Raw genomic sequence first — 20,217 nt, forward strand, 5'->3', positions numbered from 1 at the left:
AAGTATGTTGATTTCAATTGATCTGAAAAACTTCAAGAGCTACGAGAGGGCGAGCCTGCCGTTGTCGGCCATGACCTTTTTGATCGGCGCCAATGCCTCGGGCAAGAGCAATGTGCTTGAGGCTATCCGACTTCTTAACTGGCTGGCCAAGGGGAGTCGTCTTGATGACATCACACGATCTATTCAGAGTGGGGATGCGGTGGTCCGAGGGCAAGCAAACGACCTGCTACGCGACCCTCTTGTAAGCTTCAGTCTTGGAGGTCGATTCGAGGGTATGCCGCAAAGCTGGGACCATTTTGAAATCTCGATTGGTCTTGTAGCCGATCAACTGGTCGTTACGGCAGAAAGCGTTGTGAAGCATGGTGAAGCAGTACCTCTATATCAAATAGACGGTTTGCCTAACTCCCATACTGACGAGATCAGAGTTGCATACAATAATTTCAAGCGTGGGAAGAATAAGCCCCATATCCCTTGCTCAAACCGGCAAGCCATTTTTTATCAACTTGAAACGCCTGGTCGATTCGAGTCGGGTCATCAGGAATCACAGCGTGTAATTCCCGCTGTGACAAAAGCTTTACGCGAAACCTTGCGTAATGTGGTGTTTCTTGATCCGCGCCCTGCGCTGATGCGTGACTATGCATATGTGAAAGACGACCTTATCAAAGAGGACGGCAGCAATCTTTCAGCCGTGCTCTATCAGATTTCCCAAACCTCGGAACAGAAGGCAAAGCTGCTTGCGTTCATCAAGTCTTTGCCCGAACAAGACATCACTGATATCGAGTTCATCAAGACTGATCGCAACGATGTAATGGTTCGACTGGTGGAGTCCTTCGGGCAGAAAAGCAGGAAAGTAGATGCCCCTTTGCTCTCTGACGGAACGCTTCGCGTGCTGGCTATTGGTGCGGCTCTATTGACTGCTCCTGCGGGAGCGCTGGTGGTAATCGAAGAAATCGACAATGGCGTTCACCCTAGCAGGGCGGAAACCCTAGTAAAGCAACTCCAAGCCATCGCTGCAGAGAGGGAACTGCGGGTTTTACTTACATCACACAACCCGGCGCTCATGGACGCATTGCCTGATAGTGCGTTGGCTGATGTGGTTGCGTGTTATCGCGACCCGGAAGAAGGCGACAGCCGTTTGGTACGTCTAGGTGACCTAGACCGATACCCAGAATTGGTGGCACAAGGTCCGCTAGGGCAACTCATGACGCGACGGGTTCTTGATCGATTTTTAAAAGACAGTACCACCGAGGAGGAGCGTAAGGCTCAGGCACTGGACTGGTTGGCGGGGCTTCGCCAAAGCACACAAGGAGGAGAGGAATGACAGCTGTTTGTTTGATCGACACCTCCATCTTCGTAGAGATCCTTAATGTGCCTATGAAGGCCCAGCGACACCTTGAGACGCTCCAGCAGTTAGAGCAGCGCATACACGGGAGGGAGTCGCTGTTTTTGCCGATGGCCACAATACTCGAAACTGGTAATCACATCGGGCAGAACGGTGATGGTGGCATGCGACGTAGCTGTGCAGAAAATTTTGTTCAGCAGGTTCAGGCCGCATTAGCGGGACGTTCCCCATTCAAGGCCATCAGCTTCTTGCAGGAGGATGAGATGCACGCTTGGTTGTTGGAATTTCCGGCACACGCAATGCGTGGCAGTGGGCTCGGTGACCTATCCATTATTCATGACTGGCAACGTCTTTGCTCACTGAATCCGGCGAGACGAGTTTATATCTGGTCTGCTGATAACCATCTCAATGCGTTCGACCAAGCACCTCGACTGTAATGTCCATGAATATTCCCGGTAATGCCCAAGCCCAGCACATGTTGGGCCGAGGCCGTAGACGGGGCACGAAATGCGCCCCTCATTACGGAGGATGGAATCAGTGGCTAAGTACAAAGTTGAGCAATTCGATCACGTCATCAAGGACAACGGTAACGGTTACGACAATCTGTACCTTTCTCTCACGCTCGAAAACTCGGCAGGAAACCCAGCCAAGCGCGAGTATCGGATTTTTAAGGATGAGGTTTGGACCAGCCTGCAGGCGCTGACTAATACCATCATCAATGGACTCACTTTCGCCAAGCAAACAGGCGCATGGATTGAGCTTTCTGACTTCGAGGCGCGAACTTATCTGTCTCTGGTCTTGCCTAGCGCTGCCGGCAAAACAAATATGCGGATTTCTGCTGAAAAACTTTAAGTGGGTTGATCAAAGAGTAGTTGTTGCATGCCCGCTAGCGGGCATGTCGAGAGCCGATTTATCGGGTCGTCTGCCGACAGTCACAGACACAATGGAAAAGATAGCCCTGCACGGAAAATTGGTTGAAGTACGAAGTGAATGGGAGCGTCCCGAACGCGGCTGTGGCAGCGACTTCACCTGACAACTGATTTGGCTAAGGAACACCTATGAATGATTTGGGCTTCGCCGATGACAAGCCGATCTATTCACATGATCAAGACCTGCTTGGGCGATCTGCATTCGCGAATAACCTGGCAGCGGCTATTGCCAGCTGGAAGAACAAAGAAAGTCTGGTGATCGCCTTGATGGGGGCGTGGGGCAGTGGCAAGAGCTCGATCAAGAATCTGGCACTCCAGCATTTCAGCGCAACGCCTGAGCATCAAGTCATCGAGTTCAACCCTTGGGAATGGGGTGGTCAGGAGAAGCTGAGCGCGTCCTTTTTCGATGAGGTTTCTCTCGCCATCAAGCGCAAGGACAAGAGCAAAGATGGTAAAAAGCTGGCCAAGGTGCTGCGCCAATATGGACAGAAGCTCAACGCAAGCGCGGCCCTTATGGAAGGATTCGCCAAGTACCTGCCCCTTTTTCTTGGTTCAGCGTTTGTGACGTCGACTCTCAGTGCATGGCTTGAGGAGCCAGCGGTTAAGACGGCAATGGCCGTACTGACTACGTTGTCCGTACTCGCAGCCGGTGCGCCGACGCTGAAGAAGGTCGGTAAGTTCTTGTTGGATCGTGCCGAGGGTATGGACAAGTCGGCGAAGGAAGCTGAGCTCCCTTTAAGCGAAATCCGCCATGAGGTACGCACCTTGCTGGCGAAGCGCGACCATCCGTTGCTGATCGTGATGGACGACATCGACCGGTTGTCTGCGGAGCAGATGAAGGCTTTGTTTCAACTGGTGAAAGGCAATATGGACTTCCCGAACGTGGTGTTCCTGCTGCTGTTTCAGCGAGACATCGTCGAACAAGGTCTTGAGCGCGCCGGCTTCAAAGGGGCTGAATACCTCGAAAAGATCATCCAAGTACCCTTTAGCGTACCGGTATTGTCCTCTGAGCGGCTGGAGTCGGTGCTGTTCGAGCGACTCAACGCGATCCTGGCCAGCGAGCCACAACTGGCGGCCCAATTCGATGCTGGTTACTGGGGAAGCGTATACCGGAAGGGACTTAATCAGTTTTTCCATAACCTTCGCGATGTCTACCGTTACACCTCCACGCTCGCCTTCCACTGTCGGTTGTTGCGCGGTGTCGACGTAGCCGAGATCAACGGAGTGGACCTGTTCGCCCTGGAGTGCCTGAGAACCTTCGCCCCGTCCAGCTACGAAGCCTTGTCTCGGCACAAGCTGGCCTTGACCGGCAAGGGGCGAGAAGCAGGACATGGTGAAAAAGACCGCATCAGAACGAAGGTCGAAGGTATCTGGGCGCTCGCACCTCCGGACTGTCGCGAGGGAGTAGAACGGGTCATTCAGAAGCTGTTCCCGACCCTAGATTGGGTCTTCAGGAACACGACCTACGATGGAGCCACGCATGCTCAATGGCTGCGCGAATCCAGAGTGTGCAGCACCGAGGCCTTCGATCGCTACTTCGAGCTGGCACTTCCGCTTGGTGGTGTGTCGAATTCGCAGCTCCAGTCGCTGAAGTCGCTGCTCACGGACAGTGAGAAATTTTGCGACATATTTCGCCATAAGGACGAGGCTCAGCAGCGAGCGATATTGGGCAGGTTGGAAGCTCACATAGACGACTTTCCTATCGAGCAGTCGGACTCGGTGATAGAGACCCTTTTAAACGCCGGAGAGGTCATAGTCAGTGGCGAATCGACCTTCACCTCACTGTCCCCGGATACGCATTTGTGGCGCATATTGAAGTTCTTTTTAGACCGCCACCAAGAACCGGCAATACGCAGCGAACTACTCTTGCGCGCGTTCGAACGAGCCAAGGGGTTCACCGTTCTCACGCATCTATTGAGCAGGGAATCCTCGCTTCGACTCAAGTCGGAGCCCTGCGAGCTGGATGATGCGGGCTTCGAGCAGCTCAGGCAGCTGTTTGTTTCAGAGCTGCTGAAGAAGGCCGACATAAATCCTGAAGCCTTCCTTGAGCATGGGAACTTCACGTTGTTCGCCTATCGGCTGAACGCCATGGCGGAAGGGGCGGGAAGCCAATGGACTAAGCGCCAGGTCACTACCCTTGAGCGTTTTATTCTCTTTGCCCGGTCCGTTGTGGTTAAAACCACGCAGTATGCGGGGGATGTCGTTTCTGAGCATTACTCCATTCGGAGCTCTACGCTAGACGAACTGCTCGGGATCGAGGCTTGTCGAGGCTGGATGAGCCAGGTACAGCAAGACACGCTGGATGGGCCGGCCAAACAGGCTGTCGAGCTGGTAGGCCATGCACTGGAAAAGCATCAACGAGGGGATACGTCCGATTGGGACTGACTCGACAGGGTGAAATGATTTGCAGGGGCCACCGCCCCGGTTAGCTGGCAGCCAGCGTGGCTGCTCAACCGGGAGCGGGTCCGCGCCCCGTCAAGCGTACTGAAGCAGATTGATCGAGGAAAAGTGCCCGTCGCTCGCCGTCGTGATGGCATGCTGCCTTTAATCAGTAACCAACGGAGGCCACGGCCATGAGCGCAGCAGTAGAGTTTGAAACCCAGATTGACGGCGAACAGATCAAGGGGTGGGTGGTGAAAAACGGAAGTTCTTACTGGGCGTATGGGGACTTTCGTGGCGAACGACTTGATGTCCGCAGCACCACCCAATCAGGAGCTAAAGGTAAGTGGCGTGACAAGGCCAACCACAAGGCGAACGAGTAGGAAAAAAGCCCATGGGCAGAAAGCGAAATCAGGCAATGAGCGACTTTGCGAAGCAGATCCGCCAGTACAAGAAGAAAACCAAAGGAGAGGGAGGCAGAATTGGCTTGGGCTTGGAGTCGTCTTTCAAACCGAAAAAAATAAAGCGTGATGAAGTCGTTCTCGATTCGCAGACAACGGCCGATCAAGAGAAGGAAAAATCCATCTTGTATGCTCCGGGTTGGACGTTGAGTTCCAGCGCGGACGATTGACCTAGGAAAACGCTCAGCTGCGCCCCAAGCCCGGCCCTGAAAAAGCCGGGGCCGTGGACGTAGAGGGGCGCCTCTTTCGCGTTCGCGACAGTCAAGGTAAGAAAATGTCAATCAGTCCTGTAATCCCCGTGTTTCAGTGTCCACGTGATATCGCCCTGAAGCTCTTTCGAGAAGCTGGCCGCGCTTGGAATTCAACTAACTTGGAAGAGATGGGAGATCACCTTTTCAATTTCTGTGTAACCAATTCCTCGTTGCGGGACTGGATACTGCAATCAAAAGATGAAAAGGGGGATGCGGCTTTTCATAGTGCTTGGAGGGCAAAGGCTGATGGGCTGTTTGGCGAATGTGCCGATATAGCTAACGCCTCGAAGCACCTGGTGGTAAAGCGAGTTTCGGTCAGTGTTGGAAATCAAACATTGTCCGCGTTAGGCCCAAATGGCGTGATCAAAGGCCTTGAGAAAGAACGACAAGCCTTTAGCATCGTTCGTTCAGGCGGTGAGGACATAGACCTGCTTATGTTTTTCTTCAAAATTTGCCGGGAATGGGAAGAGCATTTTGAAAATGATCCAACCCTTGATGCGCTCCCCTTCCATGGTGAATTTTTGCTCACCACTGTCTAGGAAACCCGCGATGAAATATTTCGAGTGGGAAGGTGCAGTGACCCAGGCGGTGGCCGATGCCCTGCAAGTCAGTCGCTCCGACGCTTCCGGCATTGTCGAGGCGCAGCCGTTTTACATGCAGCAATCGTGGGGCAAGGGCATGGATGCACTGCAGACCGCTGCCAAGATCCTTGCAGCCGCCCAAGGCGAATAACCGAGGAAAACGAAGGAATATCACCGCATGACATCTAATGCCCGAAATGAGGTTGCTGCAAAAGTCGATCAGCTGATTATCGACATCATTGCTACTGTCCGTCCGGTTGCTCACACGACCCTGTTGAATGGCGCTCTGGTAGAAATTGGTAAGTTGTTACTAGACCCCGCCATGCAGGAGCAAGCCGCGCCAGTGTCGCAAATGTGGCGTTTGCTGATGGGGCTCCATATTGCAGGATCTCTAACGGAGGACGATCTCTATGACTTTGCGGGGCAGTTTCGGGATTGCTCTCTGCGTCTCTATCCAATCAAAGAAGACTGAGAATTTTCCGCACAGCCCTAAAACCTGAACAAGTAGGAAACCGCACCAGGTACACCACAAGCCCCGGCCCGAAAGTCGGGGCCGAAGACGTAGAAGGATGCCCATTTTCGCGTCCTAACCAAAAGATATGGAGCGATCATGGTTATCGTGATGAAAATAGTGATTTTCGCAGCAGTATCAGTCGCCATGATTATTCCAGGTGCGCTTTACATCGCTAAGGAGTGCGGTAATTTCGGGCTAGGAGTTGCTCTTCTGCTTGTAATACTCGCAGTAACAATCGGGCATCAAAAGCAAAAGGTTCGGGAATCGAAAGAGTAAATGGCAGATTCCCCGGCGAGCATCGTACTTGCTGGCAAGGCGCCGAAGTAAGCAGGAAAAGTGACCATGGCACAACTGATCGAGGCGATACGCTCGAGCGCCGCAAAGTGGCGAGCAGGCAACCAGGAACAACGTGAGGGCGTCGTGTCGGTGTGGAACGGCGAGGTGTGAAGCGACGTGCTAACGACCTGAAAGAAGCTGAACAGTGCTCAAAAGGTGGTGCGGGTCCGAAATATGGTCCCCACCACGACGATGAATAGGGAACCCACATGAGCGCTCTGGCTCAGTATTTAAATTTTCAAGAATTCTTCCCGATGGGCCTATTCCTTGTAGGGCTACTGGCCGGCCTCCCGGTCAGCGCCGTGGCGGTGCGGTTGCCTTATGCCGTGAAGCGCCAGTGGCTACTCGATGCATCAGGGACTTTGGGTAATGTGCGGGGGCCTAACTGCGCGGGCCGACTCGGTATGGCGTGGCGACCGGATCACCTCAGCCTGCGCGTGGGTCTTACCATGCTGGGCATGGGACTGCTCTCGGGCTGGGCTGGGTTGCATTATGGGGTAGGCCTGGCTGCGTTCGCGGCTATAGTCCTGGCGGCGGGTTTGCTGACCTTGAGCCTGATTGACCTCGATCATCAGCTATTGCCGGACGTGCTGGTGTTGCCGCTTCTGTGGTTGGGGTTGATCGTAAACAGCGTTGAACTGTTCACCTCGCTGACCAGTGCAGTGTGGGGAGCAGTTGGAGGCTACCTGCTGTTGTGGATTTTTCGCGGCGTTTCCAATCGGTTCAGCGGCACTGATGGCATGGGCCAAGGCGATCTTAAGATGATGGCCATGCTCGGCGCCTGGGGGGGCTGGCAGATCCTGCCAGGCGTTTTTGTGCTGTCGTCCCTGGTGGGCACCTTAGTTGCCGGCGTGTGGATCGCGGCGGGCAAAATTGATCGCAGAAACCCAATCCCCTTTGGTCCGTTCTTGGCCGCTGCAGGTTGGCTCGCGCTTTTGTACTCGCCGGATTGGGCTGCGATCTAAACGCCAGTCCTTCACCTGGTACGACGGTGAACCAGCACTGAAATATCGACGCCGGTGAGGCCGACAAAGCTGCAGAAGTCTTCCAAGTCGATTTGGTACGCGCGCCGGGTGCGCGGGTTGTCGATATCGGCGAACCATTCCACCCCGGCCAGCTGCTGGAATTCAACGGTGTTCAGCTGACGTTCACCGGCCGGCAACAGCACGGCTGTGGAATGGGGGAGTGGGTCGGCTATGGAATGCCCGGCCCTGTAGGTCGACCTGCCGCTTGTTCAGCGGCGGCCCATTCCCAATATTCCCGGATCAAGCGCTTGCCTTCAGCCTCGGGCACCAGGTGCTGCCAGTTCTGCTGTTCCAGTTCCAGTTCCAGTTCCTGGACGCCACGAGTTAGAGCGCAAAGCTGATTGATTTAATGGTCATTATATAGGGGGTTGCTGCTCCTTTTTTGAGCTAACCAATCAATGGCTGATAACAACAACACCCCATCAGCAGGTCCCTCAAGCTTTACGGAGCGGCCTGTCGTGTTGTCTCTAATAATGACAGTAGGAGTGGCTGTTACCCCGGCTTTGATGGCCTCCGCCGCCTGCTGGTCCACATGCTGGGCGATCACTTTGTCGGTGGCTGCACAGGACAACAGGGCCTGGTTAGTAACACCAACAACGTTCAGATCCCCTTTGAAGCCCTCACCGTTACTTCCGGTCCGGTCAAAGATTTGGTCAATGGCTTGCCAGAAGGCAGGCGCACCACCAAGCACACCGGCACATTCAGCGAGCTTGGCTTCATGAGATGCGGCCGGACCGTGCACATTCAGTGGCAGGTGATGCCACTGCAGGTTTACATCCTTCTGCTGCTGTATCCAGGTTTTCAACGCGGGTGTGTACGCCTTGCAGTAGGGGCACTCCAGGTCCGCGAATTCAGTCACAGTCCAGCGTGCTTCGGAAGGGCCAAATAACCACGGACCTGTGTTGTTCGCAGATGGTATCTCACTTCGAGTGAGGGCTAAGCAGGCCATTGATGTGCCTGCCAAAACGCACCCCAGCATCACCCAAAATTTGCGAAGGCCTGTCATGCCCGAGCCTCGGCAGGCTTCGATGAAAGCAGCGCTTGTTTACGGAGGGCCTCAAGAAGAGCGTTCTCTGCATTCTCGGGTTGTGGGTGCTGTCGCAGCCAGTTGGCTAACACCGCGTGAAGTTGGGACTCGATGTCACGACGATCCACCGCACGAACCAAAACCTGTTGCAGTTCCTCTATCAGGACGGGGGCGCAAACCTCCAGCGTCTGCAAAGCATCCTCACCAGGCTGTTCAAGCAACTGGGTCAGACTTTCAATCAGGTTTTGGGTCAAGGAATTCAGTGTTCTCATACGTGGCGCTCCAAGGCCGTGACTTGCTCGGGAAATGTGATGATGTGAGGTTCGATACCGCGATAGCGGTCTAGCGTTGCGGCAACTTCAATGGCCGCGTCGAGCTCGTTGCAGCCAGTGGCCTGCATGATGTCGTAGCGTTGTTTCTTCTCTTCCGGTTCCGTCATTGCCAGCGCCAGGTACAAACTAGGTGGTACCACCCGGAACAACATTTCCATGCTTTTGGACAGCACTACACCCTCCGTAAACTTCCCGCTTTCCTTGCGTGCGGACAGCATCATCGATTTCTGAGCTGGGGTCAGTTCACGAAAGCGTGCGATCTTCTCCACCTCATCAGGCGGCATGTTCAAGCAGATCCACCACTCGATCATATTGAGCAGGGCCGATGCCTCTGGTGGCACGTCGTCAACGTTTTGAGTAGCCATCCAAAACCAGGCTCCCAGCTTTCGCCACATTTTGGTGATCTTGACGGAGTAGGGTGACAGCAGTGGAACCTTCAACTGGATGTGGCCTTCGTCAGTGAAGAAGATCAGGGGGCGGCCTTTAAATTGATCCCGCTCGGCGATGTTGTTGACCGTGTTGAGCAGCGAAATGTAGGCGATGGCCATCTGTGCGCTGTAGCCTTCTCGGGCATACGTGGCCAAGTCCACAATGGTGATGTCCGCTTCGGGCCATGGCGTACCAGGGCGGTTGAACATGTCGCCTTCAGTGCCCATGCAGAACATGGATAAGGCTTCCGCCATCTCAAGGAAGCGTGAGCTTCGAGCTGCCGGTATACCCGGTTCATGCCCCATCTCTCGCAGTGCCTCACGAATGTCTTCAGGGAGCACGATGCGTTGTTCCGCTACACATTTCTGTGCCGCATTGAGAATGCATTGACGGATGGCACTACGGTCGGCCCGTGTAAGACGTGCATCCTCTTTATCTTCACCACCGGTAATCATCAGTCTGGCCGTGATCTCCATTTCACCCAGGATGTCGCGTTGTTCATCTTCGGTTTGGCTTGCCAGGTGTTCGTCCGAGGCCTCAAGGTCATCAGCCTTGAGCGTTTTGACGTTTGCGGTGGGCTCAATCAATTTTTCGGCATCGGCGAAGGGCGCTAAGCTAACCCCTGATCCAGGTGCGAGCCGAACACGGTTAACCGTCAATCCGAGCTTCTTGGCAAAGTCCCCCAGCAGGCCAAAACTGTTGCCGGCCTCAACGATGAAAAGGCGCGGCCGATAGATGGCAACGATCTGACTAAGGATATTTGTTGCGCTGGCCGACTTTCCTGAACCCGTAGGGCCGAAGATGAACAGATGCGCGTTCATCTGGCGGTCAAGTTTGTTCAGCGGGTCGAAGGTGATCGGTGCTCCACCTCGGTTAAACAGGGTGATACCTGGGTGCCCGGTTCCGGTCGACCGTCCCCAGACGGGAGCCAGGTTTGCAATGTGTTGAGCGAACATGAGTTGCGCGTACCACTCCAGTGCTTTGCGCTCATTGGGATCAAAATTGCCGGGCAACCATCTGAGGTACGAGTTTAAGGGGGCAACCTCATCGCGGGGCTCCACGGGCTCCATACCCGCTCCCAGCAAAGCACTGCTCAGTTGCAAACTGCGCTCCTGCAGCTCCAAGTCGTCTTTCCCGCGTAGGTAAAACGCTACGCTACCCCGGTACAGCTTGTGCTTGCGGCCGAGCAACTGGCGGGCGACAGCAACGTCTTCGCGGGTCAGGATCGACGCTTGGGTGTCACCAACGGCCTTGCGTGAAAGCTGCTCCAGGTGGCCTTCAAGTATGTCCTGCGGAGTGATCACGAGGGTGATGCAGAGAATGGTGTCCTCTGGCATTTTGTCGAACAGCGCATTGAGCGCATCACCGCCCTTGCGTGTTTCACCGGTCAGGTGGCCCGTCTTGGGCGCTTCTCGCAAACGATCGAGCATCACCACGCGGTGGGGCAGGCCGTCGAAGTACCACAAGCCTTTCTCTGTATCCGACAGCGGTTCGCGGTAACACAGGTTTTGCGAAAAGTCGGTCCCGCTGGCCAGCGGCAACTCGCCTTCCACAGTTGCCGGAACCTGCTTGCAAACCACTTCATAAAAACGGCGGATATCAGCGTCTGCAGGGCCGAGATGGTCAGGCCGTGGATTGAACCAGTGAATCAACCAGTGTCGGATAGCCTGGCCATCCATGCGATGGGTTTTAATGCCGGCGTTCGCCAACCCGCCTACCAAGCGATCACAGATTATTTTTAGGTAGGGGGCAGGTGCTTGGCCGCGCACGTCAGCTTGTGCCCCCTGAGTGCGTCGGTAGACGACAATGCGGACACGGCGTTGCTGGCCCCTCCAAGGCAGTTGGCTGACCTTGGTGTCTTCAAACAGCCCACCTGGCTTGGAAATGGCTTCCAGGTGCTGCTTGATCAGCTTCAAGTATAGCTCGGTGAAGTCACTGCCCTGTGCTCGGGGTTGGATGTAGTCGTGCAGCTGCTGCAGGTAATTGTCCCAACTGGTTTCGTCCTGAGCGTACAACTGCACGACCCACGGGGAGGTTTCAAGCTCATCGAAAGAGTCTTGCAGGGCGTTTTCCAGGGCATCCCGGGCTTTGCGCAACCAGTCGGGATCTCGACCTTCGGTACCGATCGGTGTCAGTTCGAAGAACGCGGCACGAGACACGCCGTCTTCCAACAGCATGGCTCTTTCTGCCGGCAGATAGTCCACCCACGGCAGAAGATCCACGAAAGAGGGGTTCACGTCGTACATGCGGTCGACGTCAGCGGTAGTCGCTGGTTTTTTCTTTGGGTTGCGCCAATCACTCGGCGAGGGAATGCCCATGGCAGCCAGGCGTGCGAAATACCGCTCGGTCGCAGCCTCAAAAGATTCAGTCGCTGATGCCTGCACGTCGACATGCTCGGTAGCATTAGCGGCGAGGTCCGGCTCGACTCGGTCTGAGCCGTGTCTTTTAAAGCGCTCAAAAAAACTCATCAATAAGCCTCCGTGCGTTCACCGGGCATGGCGTATTGCACGCGCTGGTACAAAGGGAACACTGTGGTGTAGCCCGGGATAGGGGCTGGATCAGAGCCCGCCAAATGAGGAAATACGTACATCACCAGGTCGGGGTTGGGCAGACGCTTGAACTGGCTGTAAATCTCGTTTTGAGAAGAGCGCGTAAACCTCGAATTTTCTTCCAGAACCGTCTGATCGGTTTGCAAAGGCCTGCGCAGGTCTTGGCGGGCATCGAGCAACTGCCGGTTCCCGGTGCTGCTTGAGCCACTGGCGCCTTGATCCCAAACGTCCATCATCGTGCTGTCGCCATGGGGAAGAAGCTCGTCCTTACTGGTGGAGCAGCCAGTCCCGAGCATTACGATCACCAGGTAAATTCCGATTTTCAAAGAATGATTAGTCAAGCGCAGTCGAAGCATGACGGGCTCCTGAGCGATAGTTGACCTTGCGGCCTTGGAGTTCGTAATCGATGGTCAGCTGCTGGTCCAGGTGAACGGCAACTTTCGCCCCGGGCTGCACGTACACTGCCGCGAAGGCTTGCCCGTAGAGCTTGTTCACCCAACTGGACACATCATTGACACCTTGGCCGATGATCTTGCCCATGGCGTCACTGCCTGAGCCGCCAACTGAACCGATGGTCCCGGACTGCGGATTTATAAATGAACTGCTGTTTCCATCCGATTTGATGAGGGAGGCAGCGCCGGCGCCGGCCGCGGTAATCAGTACCTGGGAACCGATGTATTGCGAGGCGTTGCTTTTACGATCGCCACTGATGCACGGAATACCGTAGGCATCGCTGATCCAGCCCAGGCCTCCCTGGATGGTGGTTTGGTTAGCATTGTTCTGGTTATTGCTGTTCTGACTGCCATTCGTTTCTTCTTGTGGCTGTGGCAGCGTGCGTACCGTGCCGTCATTAAAGACAAAAGTCAGGCTTTTGATCTGCCCGCGTACGCAAGACAAGGTCCAGTCGCCGGACGCTGTGCCGCTGGCCACGGCGCCGGCGACGTCGGGCAAATCGATACCGTTGGCGGTGAGGTTGTCCGGGCCAATTAGCACTTTGAACGGGTAGGGGTCGTTGACCGTGCCGTCGATGGGCACTCGGCCGATCAATGCGGACATCGCGACAGAACCCATCAATGTGGAGTTCTGTGGCAGCGTATAGACCTTGCGTACCTGTTTGCGGGCCTCCTGTGGCGAGATCTCACTCGCAACGTTCTGAGCGCCCGTACGCAGAGCATTTTGGCCTCGATCTACGGACTCGCCGAAGGAGGTGGGGAAGTTAAATCCCGAGGCGGTTTGATTGGATCCGGCAGCGATGGGCTTTCCATTGATATCGACAGGAGTAGCGTCCTGTGGCTCGATCCAAACGACATCCGGTCCAGGTGCGCCTTTGAAGTCTTGCCCATCACCAGGCTGAACGCCGAATCCGATCGGCAAATCCGATCCAGACTGATTGCTGCTAGCTGATTTGCTGCTCAGGCTGTTGTATTGCTGCTGCAGCGTATCCAGGATGGTCTGGCTCTGTTGTTGTGACTCCTGTTTCATCGTTTGCTGGGCGTTTTGTAGCTTGCTGTCAACGTTGTCGTTGATCGACTGCAAGCGTCTTTGTAGCTCAAGGTTTTGTTGCTTCAACTCATCGTTGTTCTTCAGCGCATTGGACACCTGGTCTTTGAGCTGTCTGCTTTCCACGACGATGGTGCGCAGCGTGTCGCCGGGGGTATCGCCGTCAACGCCAAGCTTTTTAGCTTCCCCCGTACTGAGCACGAGCGTTTCTGGAGCCTGAGCCTGCTTCTCAGAACTGTCCTTACTGAATAGTTTGACCACCACGAATAACGCCATGATCGCGAAAGGGATGACCAGGAATTTGACCAGAGGATTACTCTTCACGGCGACCTCCTTTCGGATCGATCTGGCTGACGGCCGCCGGCAGTAACGATTCGGCCAAACCATGGCCGCGTGTCACCAGATAAACCGTTGTGGTGTCACTTGCATCACCCTTGGTGCCGAGGTACGGGTGCTGAAACGTCGCCGTTGTGAAGTCCCCCATCAGATCCCGAGGATCCAGTGCAAGTTGCTGAGTGCTGGTGTTGCGCAGTTTCACTGCCGTCACCCAGTAGTCGTCTAACCGCCACGCTCCTAATGCAGAGGCCTCGACCGGCAACGTCGGGAGCAAAGTGGTGAGGTTAAGGCCCCGCTTAAGATTGACCTGGGCGATACCGTTTACAGGCTCAACGGTGCGCAGAGGGGCATATAGCATCTGTGCGGCATAGCGTGTAATGACCACAGGGATAGGCGTCTCACGGCGAGGTGTCGGTGGATCCTCGTCTTGAACGTTGGGCTCCGACATGGTGGCCGGAGCGCGACTGGTCGTTGGCTTAGAGCTGGCCTGCCCGTAACGAGGCGAGGGACCTTCACCGGCAACAATTTTTGCAGGCTCGGGCGCAGCCTGATTTGGTTTGCCTTCTGTAGCGATGATGTCCACCAACATGATTTCGCCACTGCTCATATTTTGGAGCTGCAGGCGAGTCGGAGGTATGGGTTCTTTGGCCAGAAGGTACAGTGCGCCACCCGTGCTCTGGACGCGCAGCTTATCAACCAAATTCCGGGGCAGACCCACTCGAACATTTTGGTCGACAAAGACAATGCGTTCCTGGCCGACGATCAAAGGCAGTGCCAGTGGAATTCGGTCCCAGCGTAAAATTTCAACGGCGTTGGCCAGCCCGCAGAAGTTGAGAATCAGTAATCCGATAATCAGCAGCCGACGCATCATCATTTACCTCCCGAACGGGCAGGTTTTGCGGAGACTTCGATGCGCTGAGGGTTACTGCTGTAGCAGTCCCAAGCCAAGCCAAAAGGATTTTTTTCGGGATCAACGTCGGAACGAATGATGTGCAAGGGGTAGCGAGCCAGAGCTCTTTTTACACGCTCACCTCCGTAATGCTCGTCGGCAGTGATATCCAAGTTCACCGTCCAGTCGTTGATACTGTGCTGCTCGACATGCTGCTCCGAGGTATCGGTTATGCCTCGACCTGGTATTTCAAATACACCACGTTCGCGCTTGCGTAATTCCCCGCTGTTGCGGCGCAGTTCGAAGTCTTTTTGCAGATAAGCTTTGCAACTGGGCGTGAGGTAGCCGCCCAAACGGGCGATGTTGTTTTCGTAGTCGGTTTCCCCGTCGACAGGCCAACGATTCATTTGCTGGAAGATATACAACCCAAAGGCATACACAGACTCTGGGGGGACATCCCACCACTGACGGGTGCTGCCCGACCGGAGGTCAGGCGGCACATGAATAGTCAGATCACGCGGCGCGCTCTGCCAGCCGTAGGCCATGTAAAGACCCAGGGCAATCAGTAGGCCAATGACCAGGCGCAGGCTGTTGATATGGGACAGTTGGGCGTCCACTTTTTTTCGATAAGTCATTGAGCCCCCGTTCTACGGCAGGTCCACGCACCCGTGCGTGTGATCAGGTGGGCCTTGTTCCAGGTAGGAAGATGTCGTGCAACGCTCAGTTGCATCTGGCGGTAGAGCCAGGTGTCCGGTCGGCCGCGTTTCCAACGTCGTAAAAAACGGCTGGAGAGGGTCAGCCCAAGGATCGCAAAGAGCATGGCTGTGGCGATAATCAGCGCCCAGATATGGGTCAAAATTGCTGCCAGAATCCCAATTACCAATCCTGAGCCGGCACTGATCGCTAGGGTTGCCCACATTTCATCGGCAGTGAGGCCGCCCATGATGACCGGCTGATTGTTCAGCCGCACCGGGAGGAAAATTAGCGTCCCATCGTCAGAGAGTTCTGTCATGGCCAAGGCTCTTTAAAGAATGTTAGTTGCCTTGGTGATCAGGAAGATGGCGACACCCAAGATGGCCACACCGACAGCGGCCGTCGCTCCAAGATCAGCCCATTTCTTCTTGCCGTGTTGGATCTCGTGGTAAACGCCGAAGGCGTGCCACGCTACCCCGGTGAAAATGACGGCGCAGACGATCAGACCCATCAGCGACATGCCGTCAAAGGCGTAGTTCTGCATGGTTTGCATCAGGTTAGAGCCCTCACCTCGAGTCGGAGGTTGGGACTGGGGGAGGGCAGCCATGGACAGTTGTGGAAGAGCAAGCATGCCGATCAGCATGTAGCGTGTTTGTGAAAGCAAATTCATGGTGAGTCTCCAATACGATCAACTGAGTACAAAGGTGGTGAGGATCATGCAAAGCAGCAGGATGCGAACCAAAGAGGTCGAAGCAATCGTCCGGTCAAGGTTGCCGGTGGCCCATCCTCGGTAGCAGCTCCAGACGGCCCAGGCCCCCCACACGAACGTGATAGCCACGGCCACGCCGACGAAAAATAGGTAGCTCGACGAAGCCGGGAAACCACTCGCCGCTTGAAAGGCGGACGCCTGAGCGCCGTTCATGCTCATGGCTTGCGACCTTCGGTGGTGTATTGGCCCGAAAGCTCGGCTGGATCCCGAGGTTGGGCTCGGCTTGGCGTCAGGTAGCCCTCCAAGCCATGGCGGATGCGGGCGATGTCACCCGCCAAGCGCTGGTAATCGAAGAAGTACCGTTTGCCCGGCTCGTCTGCTACTTGAGCGCTACGACGTGCTGTGTCCTCCAAGGCATTCAACTGGCGGATCATGACGTCCAGGTTGGCCTGTTCGGAGGCAGAAGCAGCTACCGCTTGGGAGGTAGACAGAATGATCCCGAAAAGCGAGATCAGTCCTGTCAATACGAATCGGCATGTAAGGGCGGGTAGACGCAGTGTCTGGATCACGGCTAGGCTCAAGTCATTCCTGTTGCCGTCAGCTTGCCGTGATCACACTATAGTCGCCGCAAGAAAACCATATTCCGGGCCGTTAGGATTTCTTCGTACGGTAACTGCACCCTCAGTCTCGGTGGATCGAGCGTTTGAAGAAAAGAAGATAGCCGGTGGGCAAGGCAATGCCGTATGCCCAGCCCTGGGCATTTTGATTGCCAATCTGGACTTCGCCCCTGACTACGGGTTGAACGCTGATCAGTTCCCAACCCTCTTGGCCTAGCTGAGCAAGGCGCTGCTGGTGTTCCGGATCCTGCAGGAAACCTTGAATGTCAGGTTCGGTAGATGGCTCTTCGGACTTGAACATGAAGAGTTTTTTGGTTCGGACGAGATAGTTCAGCGGGGCGAATTCGGTATGGTATTCAAATGCCTGGCGACTCATGGCGACATCCTTCATGTGTGGAGCTGCCAGGTTTTCAGTATTGAGGATGTGCAATCAACCGGAAATACTCTGCGACTGAATCGGTGATTTTCGTTGCTTGGCGAAGCTGACGTTTAAGCCTGGTCGGTGTAGCATCTTAGTGAATCTCATTACTACGAGCGTCTTATGACGGCCTATCAAAAAGATTTTCGACGTTTTCAGTTTCCAGGATTTGATCACATAGGTACTTGTTTTTTAAGGGTGCGAGTGAATTCAGATGGAACGTCTATATTTCTATGTTCCCAGCTCAAAAATTACACCGGCACATCCGTGACTAATGTTGTTGAAGAAATTTTCGTAAAAGCCGTGAGTGAGTTGCAGAAATCTGGCCTATTCAAAATAAAGCGTCCACATTGGTACAGTCTCAAGCGCGAGTTGAGCTTTTCAGAAATTGTAGCCCGCAGCTCATGGGTGGAGCATTACCCCAAGGGCGTGGGCATTTCATCCGACAAAGATACATATGCGTTGGTGAGTTTTGATCGCGATCTTAAACCCGCTTGGGACTACGTCTCATTAGAGCGTGCGATAAAAATATGCGGCGTTGAAAAAGATTTCTTCCACATCTCGCAAGAAGATCTCGATTATGAGCAGAAATTGGAGTCTCCCTACTAGCCGTCTATGAGCCGCCTAACAGAGGTATCAAAGACGCTCTGCTGGGTGCAAATTCCCTTTAGCGTACTTGCCCTGCTAGAGATGTTCTTGCATCCACATAGCGCTGCATGATGGATAACACCATCGAATTTAATGCCAGTATCTTCATTGCCCGCGTCACGGCCACATACAGCAAATTCAGCTCATCGTCTTTACGACCCTGATCGATATCGGGGGACAGAGGGTCAGCGCTAAAGTCGTCATACAGGCTGACAAAGTCCCACTCTAACCCCTTGGCTTTATGCCCTGTCGTCAGTGTGATCGTGGCATCCAACTCGTTGTCTACTGACCGAGAGCGTAGTGTCTGGATGCGCTGAGGCAGATCGGGATAGGCAGCGATGATCTTGATCGATCGCAGCATCTCCGAGTCTTGGCTCACCTCGGCAATTTCAACGTATTGCGAGAAGTCCCGGTAATCGCGCAGTAACTTACGGTTTTGCACGGATTGGTTTTGGTTGCGGCTGAACAGATACAAGTCTTCCAGGTCGCGCAATGAATAACTGTCGATGCCACCTACCCAATAGATCTTAGGCTTGCTCGCTACCAAACTAAGCGCGTTCTCTATGACGCCGGTAACCGTGCGATGGATGTATGTGCGATGCGGTAGGTCTTCAGGAAGCGCACGTTTAACCTGGGTTTTGGGGCCTAACCCTTGCAGCTTTCGAGTTTCACCCTTGTAAAAAAGGATGATGTTGGCCACATGCGCGACTGCTGGACCGAAGCGAAAGCTCTGGGTCAGGTAGTGGCGCTCTGCATCGGCCATCCAATCGCTGTTGAGAGCGTCTTCGGCACCACGGAAACGGTAAATCTGCTGGTGAGGGTCGCCGACGGTGACTTTGCAGATGCGCTGTATCCTTACCAAGTCGGCAATGACCGGGTTCACGTCTTGACCTTCATCGAGCAGAATCGCCTTAAATCGCTGGCTCAGGTCAGGTTTACTCAACTGATACAGCTTTAAATATCCATCGTGGGTGATCAACATTCCCGTGTCCTGCAGGTCGATCATCCGGTTCCAGATAATTCTGGCGACACCCAGTGCACTGTCCAGAAATCGTTCCTGCGCGCTGGTGAGCATTCGTTGACCCTGAAACCTGGGAAAGTGTCCGCGGCCGAGCTCGTTATCGGCGCTGGCCATGAAGTTGTTCAGCGTACTCAGCACATCTCGTACCAGCTCCCAGTCCTGGGTATTGATGGCCCTGGCGATATCGGTGAGGCGTAAGTTATTGGTCTGTTTGGCGGCGTATTGGCTGCCATAGACCGCATAAGCCAAGCCATGCGCCGTCTTGCAGACCACATTGCGAGGAAAGCGTCCCTTGGCTGCGAGCTCGACGGGTTTGTTGTAGCAGAGATAAAGCATTTTCACCGAGGCGTGGTGGGTGGCATAACCAACCAGTGTTGTGGTTTTGCCTGTGCCGGCGAAGGCTTGGACCAGTAGCTTCTCTGCTGTTGAATCGACGATGGGCTGCTGTTCTTGTGTCCACTGCATGGGCAGCTCCTAGAGGTATTTTTTGAAGCTGGAGACAGTGATGTAAACCGATACGCCCAATAACAACGCGCACGGCAGCAAAATAAGCAGGGGGCTGACGCTGATCGGGATAGCCAGGTAAATCGTCCATGGCACGATGGCCAGCGGAATAATGGTTCCGCGTGCTTTGTGATACAGGTAGCTCGACTCACGGCCGGAGCCGAACTTGCGTAGATCACGTCGCACCAGGCCATCCACCAGGCCCGTAAACGCCGCCAGTGCAAACAGTGGGATTGTCAGTGTCAGGATGACCATTCGTACGCAAAAGGTGAGCACGGTATAAAGCATGGCCAAGCCGTAATCCTGGAACTTGATCATGACCCGACCGAGTTCGTAGCGCAGGTCGAACATGCCGGCGTGCTGAGGCGACGTGGAGCGAGCGTATTGGGTCAATGAGTTAATGCTGTCTTGCAGGCCGCTTTTTACCATCAGCCAATCATAGGTCGTTTTTGCCAGCCAGGTTGCGGTGCGTCCTGGTTCTTTGATGACAACGCTATGTAACAAGTCCTGGGACAGCCAGCCTAGTTCATGCTCAAACATCTGCTGGGCGTGCTTCCATCCAGCATCAGGCCAAAACACGTACATGCACAGCCACTCAACGAGAATGGCGCCCAGCAGTGAGCCGAACATCACCCCCAGAAAGTGGAATGGGGCTGAAATCACCATGCCCAAAAATGATTTTTGCCCTTCCTGCTGTTGCTGGGCTTTTTCCGCCATATCGGCCATC

Annotated in this window: 26 protein-coding genes and 2 pseudogenes; 13 read left to right on the forward strand and 15 right to left on the reverse strand. The window is 54.7% G+C overall.

Annotated elements, in window-relative coordinates; all coding sequences use genetic code 11:
- Positions 1–4 precede the first annotated feature (4 nt).
- The 12 genes and pseudogenes from AACV02_RS05945 to AACV02_RS06000 all read left to right on the forward strand — a co-directional run bounded on the left by AACV02_RS05945 (position 5) and on the right by AACV02_RS06000 (position 7,758).
- Positions 5–1,321: an AAA family ATPase gene (locus tag AACV02_RS05945; protein WP_119736997.1), complete on the forward strand. Its 1,317-nt coding sequence runs from the start codon at positions 5–7 to the stop codon at positions 1,319–1,321.
- The gene (locus AACV02_RS05950; RefSeq protein ID WP_119736999.1) at positions 1,318–1,779 is read left to right on the forward strand and encodes a hypothetical protein; all 462 of its coding nucleotides are present in this window, start codon (positions 1,318–1,320) and stop codon (positions 1,777–1,779) included. Before AACV02_RS05945 ends, AACV02_RS05950 begins: the two co-directional genes overlap by 4 nt.
- A 100-nt stretch (positions 1,780–1,879) precedes the next feature.
- Positions 1,880–2,194, forward strand: a complete 315-nt coding sequence (locus tag AACV02_RS05955) for a hypothetical protein (RefSeq protein ID WP_157986805.1) — start codon at positions 1,880–1,882, stop codon at positions 2,192–2,194.
- A 206-nt stretch (positions 2,195–2,400) separates the two neighbouring features.
- A complete protein-coding gene (locus tag AACV02_RS05960; RefSeq protein WP_119737003.1) occupies positions 2,401–4,656 on the forward strand; it encodes a KAP family P-loop NTPase fold protein in 2,256 nt (751 codons plus the stop codon).
- A gap of 188 nt (positions 4,657–4,844) precedes the next feature.
- On the forward strand, positions 4,845–5,033 hold the full coding sequence (locus AACV02_RS05965; RefSeq protein ID WP_119737005.1) for a hypothetical protein: 189 nt from the start codon (positions 4,845–4,847) through the stop codon (positions 5,031–5,033).
- Between the two features lie 11 nt (positions 5,034–5,044).
- The gene (locus AACV02_RS05970; protein ID WP_119737007.1) at positions 5,045–5,281 is read left to right on the forward strand and encodes a hypothetical protein; all 237 of its coding nucleotides are present in this window, start codon (positions 5,045–5,047) and stop codon (positions 5,279–5,281) included.
- 104 nt (positions 5,282–5,385) lie between these two features.
- Positions 5,386–5,901 (forward strand): hypothetical protein, encoded by a 516-nt coding sequence (locus AACV02_RS05975; RefSeq protein WP_119737009.1) that lies wholly within the window; start codon positions 5,386–5,388, stop codon positions 5,899–5,901.
- A gap of 10 nt (positions 5,902–5,911) precedes the next feature.
- Entirely contained in the window at positions 5,912–6,094 is a 183-nt protein-coding gene (locus AACV02_RS05980; protein WP_119737011.1) for a hypothetical protein, read from the forward strand.
- 27 nt (positions 6,095–6,121) lie between these two features.
- A complete protein-coding gene (locus AACV02_RS05985; RefSeq protein WP_119737013.1) occupies positions 6,122–6,415 on the forward strand; it encodes a hypothetical protein in 294 nt (97 codons plus the stop codon).
- Between the two features lie 138 nt (positions 6,416–6,553).
- The gene (locus AACV02_RS05990; RefSeq protein ID WP_119737015.1) at positions 6,554–6,733 is read left to right on the forward strand and encodes a hypothetical protein; all 180 of its coding nucleotides are present in this window, start codon (positions 6,554–6,556) and stop codon (positions 6,731–6,733) included.
- A gap of 66 nt (positions 6,734–6,799) precedes the next feature.
- Positions 6,800–6,901: pseudogene (locus AACV02_RS05995) on the forward strand (antirestriction protein ArdR); the annotation flags it as partial.
- Positions 6,902–7,002: 101 nt separating this feature from the next.
- Positions 7,003–7,758 carry a prepilin peptidase gene (locus AACV02_RS06000; RefSeq protein WP_119737017.1) on the forward strand — a complete coding sequence of 252 codons (756 nt, stop codon included), beginning with the start codon at positions 7,003–7,005 and terminating at the stop codon, positions 7,756–7,758.
- 44 nt (positions 7,759–7,802) lie between these two features.
- Here the strand turns inward: AACV02_RS06000 and AACV02_RS06005 are convergent.
- The 13 genes and pseudogenes from AACV02_RS06005 to AACV02_RS06065 all read right to left on the reverse strand — a co-directional run.
- Positions 7,803–7,961, reverse strand: a pseudogene (locus AACV02_RS06005) (tyrosine-type recombinase/integrase); the annotation flags it as partial.
- Between the two features lie 203 nt (positions 7,962–8,164).
- Complete coding sequence (locus tag AACV02_RS06010; RefSeq protein ID WP_119737019.1) at positions 8,165–8,824, reverse strand: DsbA family protein; 660 nt, start codon at positions 8,822–8,824, stop codon at positions 8,165–8,167.
- Complete coding sequence (locus tag AACV02_RS06015; RefSeq protein ID WP_119737021.1) at positions 8,821–9,117, reverse strand: hypothetical protein; 297 nt, start codon at positions 9,115–9,117, stop codon at positions 8,821–8,823. Before AACV02_RS06015 ends, AACV02_RS06010 begins: the two co-directional genes overlap by 4 nt.
- A complete protein-coding gene (locus AACV02_RS06020) occupies positions 9,114–12,074 on the reverse strand; it encodes a conjugative transfer ATPase (RefSeq protein ID WP_119737023.1) in 2,961 nt (986 codons plus the stop codon). The genes AACV02_RS06015 and AACV02_RS06020 overlap by 4 nt, the downstream gene beginning before the upstream one ends.
- Positions 12,074–12,511, reverse strand: a complete 438-nt coding sequence (locus tag AACV02_RS06025) for a TIGR03751 family conjugal transfer lipoprotein (protein ID WP_119737025.1) — start codon at positions 12,509–12,511, stop codon at positions 12,074–12,076. Before AACV02_RS06025 ends, AACV02_RS06020 begins: the two co-directional genes overlap by 1 nt.
- A complete protein-coding gene (locus AACV02_RS06030; protein ID WP_119737027.1) occupies positions 12,489–13,979 on the reverse strand; it encodes a TIGR03752 family integrating conjugative element protein in 1,491 nt (496 codons plus the stop codon). The genes AACV02_RS06025 and AACV02_RS06030 overlap by 23 nt, the downstream gene beginning before the upstream one ends.
- Positions 13,969–14,862 carry a TIGR03749 family integrating conjugative element protein gene (locus tag AACV02_RS06035; RefSeq protein ID WP_119737030.1) on the reverse strand — a complete coding sequence of 298 codons (894 nt, stop codon included), beginning with the start codon at positions 14,860–14,862 and terminating at the stop codon, positions 13,969–13,971. The genes AACV02_RS06030 and AACV02_RS06035 overlap by 11 nt, the downstream gene beginning before the upstream one ends.
- The gene (locus tag AACV02_RS06040; protein WP_119737033.1) at positions 14,862–15,515 is read right to left on the reverse strand and encodes a PFL_4703 family integrating conjugative element protein; all 654 of its coding nucleotides are present in this window, start codon (positions 15,513–15,515) and stop codon (positions 14,862–14,864) included. The genes AACV02_RS06035 and AACV02_RS06040 overlap by 1 nt, the downstream gene beginning before the upstream one ends.
- On the reverse strand, positions 15,512–15,892 hold the full coding sequence (locus tag AACV02_RS06045) for a TIGR03750 family conjugal transfer protein (RefSeq protein WP_119737035.1): 381 nt from the start codon (positions 15,890–15,892) through the stop codon (positions 15,512–15,514). Before AACV02_RS06045 ends, AACV02_RS06040 begins: the two co-directional genes overlap by 4 nt.
- Positions 15,893–15,904: 12 nt before the next feature.
- Complete coding sequence (locus tag AACV02_RS06050) at positions 15,905–16,243, reverse strand: TIGR03745 family integrating conjugative element membrane protein (protein WP_019819650.1); 339 nt, start codon at positions 16,241–16,243, stop codon at positions 15,905–15,907.
- Positions 16,244–16,261: 18 nt separating this feature from the next.
- Positions 16,262–16,501, reverse strand: a complete 240-nt coding sequence (locus AACV02_RS06055; protein WP_019819651.1) for a TIGR03758 family integrating conjugative element protein — start codon at positions 16,499–16,501, stop codon at positions 16,262–16,264.
- On the reverse strand, positions 16,498–16,806 hold the full coding sequence (locus tag AACV02_RS06060; RefSeq protein ID WP_232005465.1) for an integrative conjugative element protein, RAQPRD family: 309 nt from the start codon (positions 16,804–16,806) through the stop codon (positions 16,498–16,500). Before AACV02_RS06060 ends, AACV02_RS06055 begins: the two co-directional genes overlap by 4 nt.
- 157 nt (positions 16,807–16,963) lie before the next feature.
- The gene (locus tag AACV02_RS06065; protein WP_119737037.1) at positions 16,964–17,275 is read right to left on the reverse strand and encodes a hypothetical protein; all 312 of its coding nucleotides are present in this window, start codon (positions 17,273–17,275) and stop codon (positions 16,964–16,966) included.
- Between the two features lie 165 nt (positions 17,276–17,440).
- Between AACV02_RS06065 and AACV02_RS06070 the strand changes: the two genes are divergently transcribed.
- Positions 17,441–17,926, forward strand: a complete 486-nt coding sequence (locus AACV02_RS06070; RefSeq protein WP_157986806.1) for a hypothetical protein — start codon at positions 17,441–17,443, stop codon at positions 17,924–17,926.
- A gap of 58 nt (positions 17,927–17,984) precedes the next feature.
- On the opposite strand, the gene AACV02_RS06075 is transcribed toward AACV02_RS06070, so the two are convergent.
- Positions 17,985–19,451, reverse strand: coding sequence for a UvrD-helicase domain-containing protein (locus AACV02_RS06075; protein ID WP_119737041.1), 1,467 nt, complete (start codon positions 19,449–19,451; stop codon positions 17,985–17,987).
- A 9-nt stretch (positions 19,452–19,460) separates the two neighbouring features.
- Positions 19,461–20,216, reverse strand: coding sequence for a TIGR03747 family integrating conjugative element membrane protein (locus tag AACV02_RS06080; RefSeq protein ID WP_084375837.1), 756 nt, complete (start codon positions 20,214–20,216; stop codon positions 19,461–19,463).
- Between the last annotated feature and the right edge of the window lies 1 nt (position 20,217).

It is taken from the genome of Pseudomonas sp. Larv2_ips, assembly GCF_963879675.1.
Lineage (GTDB): Bacteria > Pseudomonadota > Gammaproteobacteria > Pseudomonadales > Pseudomonadaceae > Aquipseudomonas.

Excerpts from the sequence above, each read along its gene's own strand:
- AACV02_RS06040 (WP_119737033.1), bottom strand. The coding sequence starts at position 15,515 with ATGACTTATCGAAAAAAAGTGGACGCCCAACTGTCCCATATCAACAGC.
- AACV02_RS05945 (WP_119736997.1), top strand. The coding sequence starts at position 5 with ATGTTGATTTCAATTGATCTGAAAAACTTCAAGAGCTACGAGAGGGCG.
- AACV02_RS05950 (WP_119736999.1), top strand. The coding sequence starts at position 1,318 with ATGACAGCTGTTTGTTTGATCGACACCTCCATCTTCGTAGAGATCCTT.
- AACV02_RS06020 (WP_119737023.1), bottom strand. The coding sequence starts at position 12,074 with ATGAGTTTTTTTGAGCGCTTTAAAAGACACGGCTCAGACCGAGTCGAG.
- AACV02_RS06055 (WP_019819651.1), bottom strand. The coding sequence starts at position 16,501 with ATGAGCATGAACGGCGCTCAGGCGTCCGCCTTTCAAGCGGCGAGTGGT.
- AACV02_RS06025 (WP_119737025.1), bottom strand. The coding sequence starts at position 12,511 with ATGCTTCGACTGCGCTTGACTAATCATTCTTTGAAAATCGGAATTTAC.
- AACV02_RS06075 (WP_119737041.1), bottom strand. The coding sequence starts at position 19,451 with ATGCAGTGGACACAAGAACAGCAGCCCATCGTCGATTCAACAGCAGAG.
- AACV02_RS05960 (WP_119737003.1), top strand. The coding sequence starts at position 2,401 with ATGAATGATTTGGGCTTCGCCGATGACAAGCCGATCTATTCACATGAT.
- AACV02_RS05985 (WP_119737013.1), top strand. The coding sequence starts at position 6,122 with ATGACATCTAATGCCCGAAATGAGGTTGCTGCAAAAGTCGATCAGCTG.
- AACV02_RS05975 (WP_119737009.1), top strand. The coding sequence starts at position 5,386 with ATGTCAATCAGTCCTGTAATCCCCGTGTTTCAGTGTCCACGTGATATC.
- AACV02_RS06035 (WP_119737030.1), bottom strand. The coding sequence starts at position 14,862 with ATGATGCGTCGGCTGCTGATTATCGGATTACTGATTCTCAACTTCTGC.
- AACV02_RS06015 (WP_119737021.1), bottom strand. The coding sequence starts at position 9,117 with ATGAGAACACTGAATTCCTTGACCCAAAACCTGATTGAAAGTCTGACC.
- AACV02_RS06050 (WP_019819650.1), bottom strand. The coding sequence starts at position 16,243 with ATGAATTTGCTTTCACAAACACGCTACATGCTGATCGGCATGCTTGCT.
- AACV02_RS05990 (WP_119737015.1), top strand. The coding sequence starts at position 6,554 with ATGGTTATCGTGATGAAAATAGTGATTTTCGCAGCAGTATCAGTCGCC.
- AACV02_RS05965 (WP_119737005.1), top strand. The coding sequence starts at position 4,845 with ATGAGCGCAGCAGTAGAGTTTGAAACCCAGATTGACGGCGAACAGATC.
- AACV02_RS06080 (WP_084375837.1), bottom strand. The coding sequence starts at position 20,216 with ATGGCCGATATGGCGGAAAAAGCCCAGCAACAGCAGGAAGGGCAAAAA.
- AACV02_RS06000 (WP_119737017.1), top strand. The coding sequence starts at position 7,003 with ATGAGCGCTCTGGCTCAGTATTTAAATTTTCAAGAATTCTTCCCGATG.
- AACV02_RS05970 (WP_119737007.1), top strand. The coding sequence starts at position 5,045 with ATGGGCAGAAAGCGAAATCAGGCAATGAGCGACTTTGCGAAGCAGATC.
- AACV02_RS05980 (WP_119737011.1), top strand. The coding sequence starts at position 5,912 with ATGAAATATTTCGAGTGGGAAGGTGCAGTGACCCAGGCGGTGGCCGAT.
- AACV02_RS06065 (WP_119737037.1), bottom strand. The coding sequence starts at position 17,275 with ATGAGTCGCCAGGCATTTGAATACCATACCGAATTCGCCCCGCTGAAC.
- AACV02_RS06070 (WP_157986806.1), top strand. The coding sequence starts at position 17,441 with ATGACGGCCTATCAAAAAGATTTTCGACGTTTTCAGTTTCCAGGATTT.
- AACV02_RS06010 (WP_119737019.1), bottom strand. The coding sequence starts at position 8,824 with ATGACAGGCCTTCGCAAATTTTGGGTGATGCTGGGGTGCGTTTTGGCA.
- AACV02_RS06045 (WP_119737035.1), bottom strand. The coding sequence starts at position 15,892 with ATGACAGAACTCTCTGACGATGGGACGCTAATTTTCCTCCCGGTGCGG.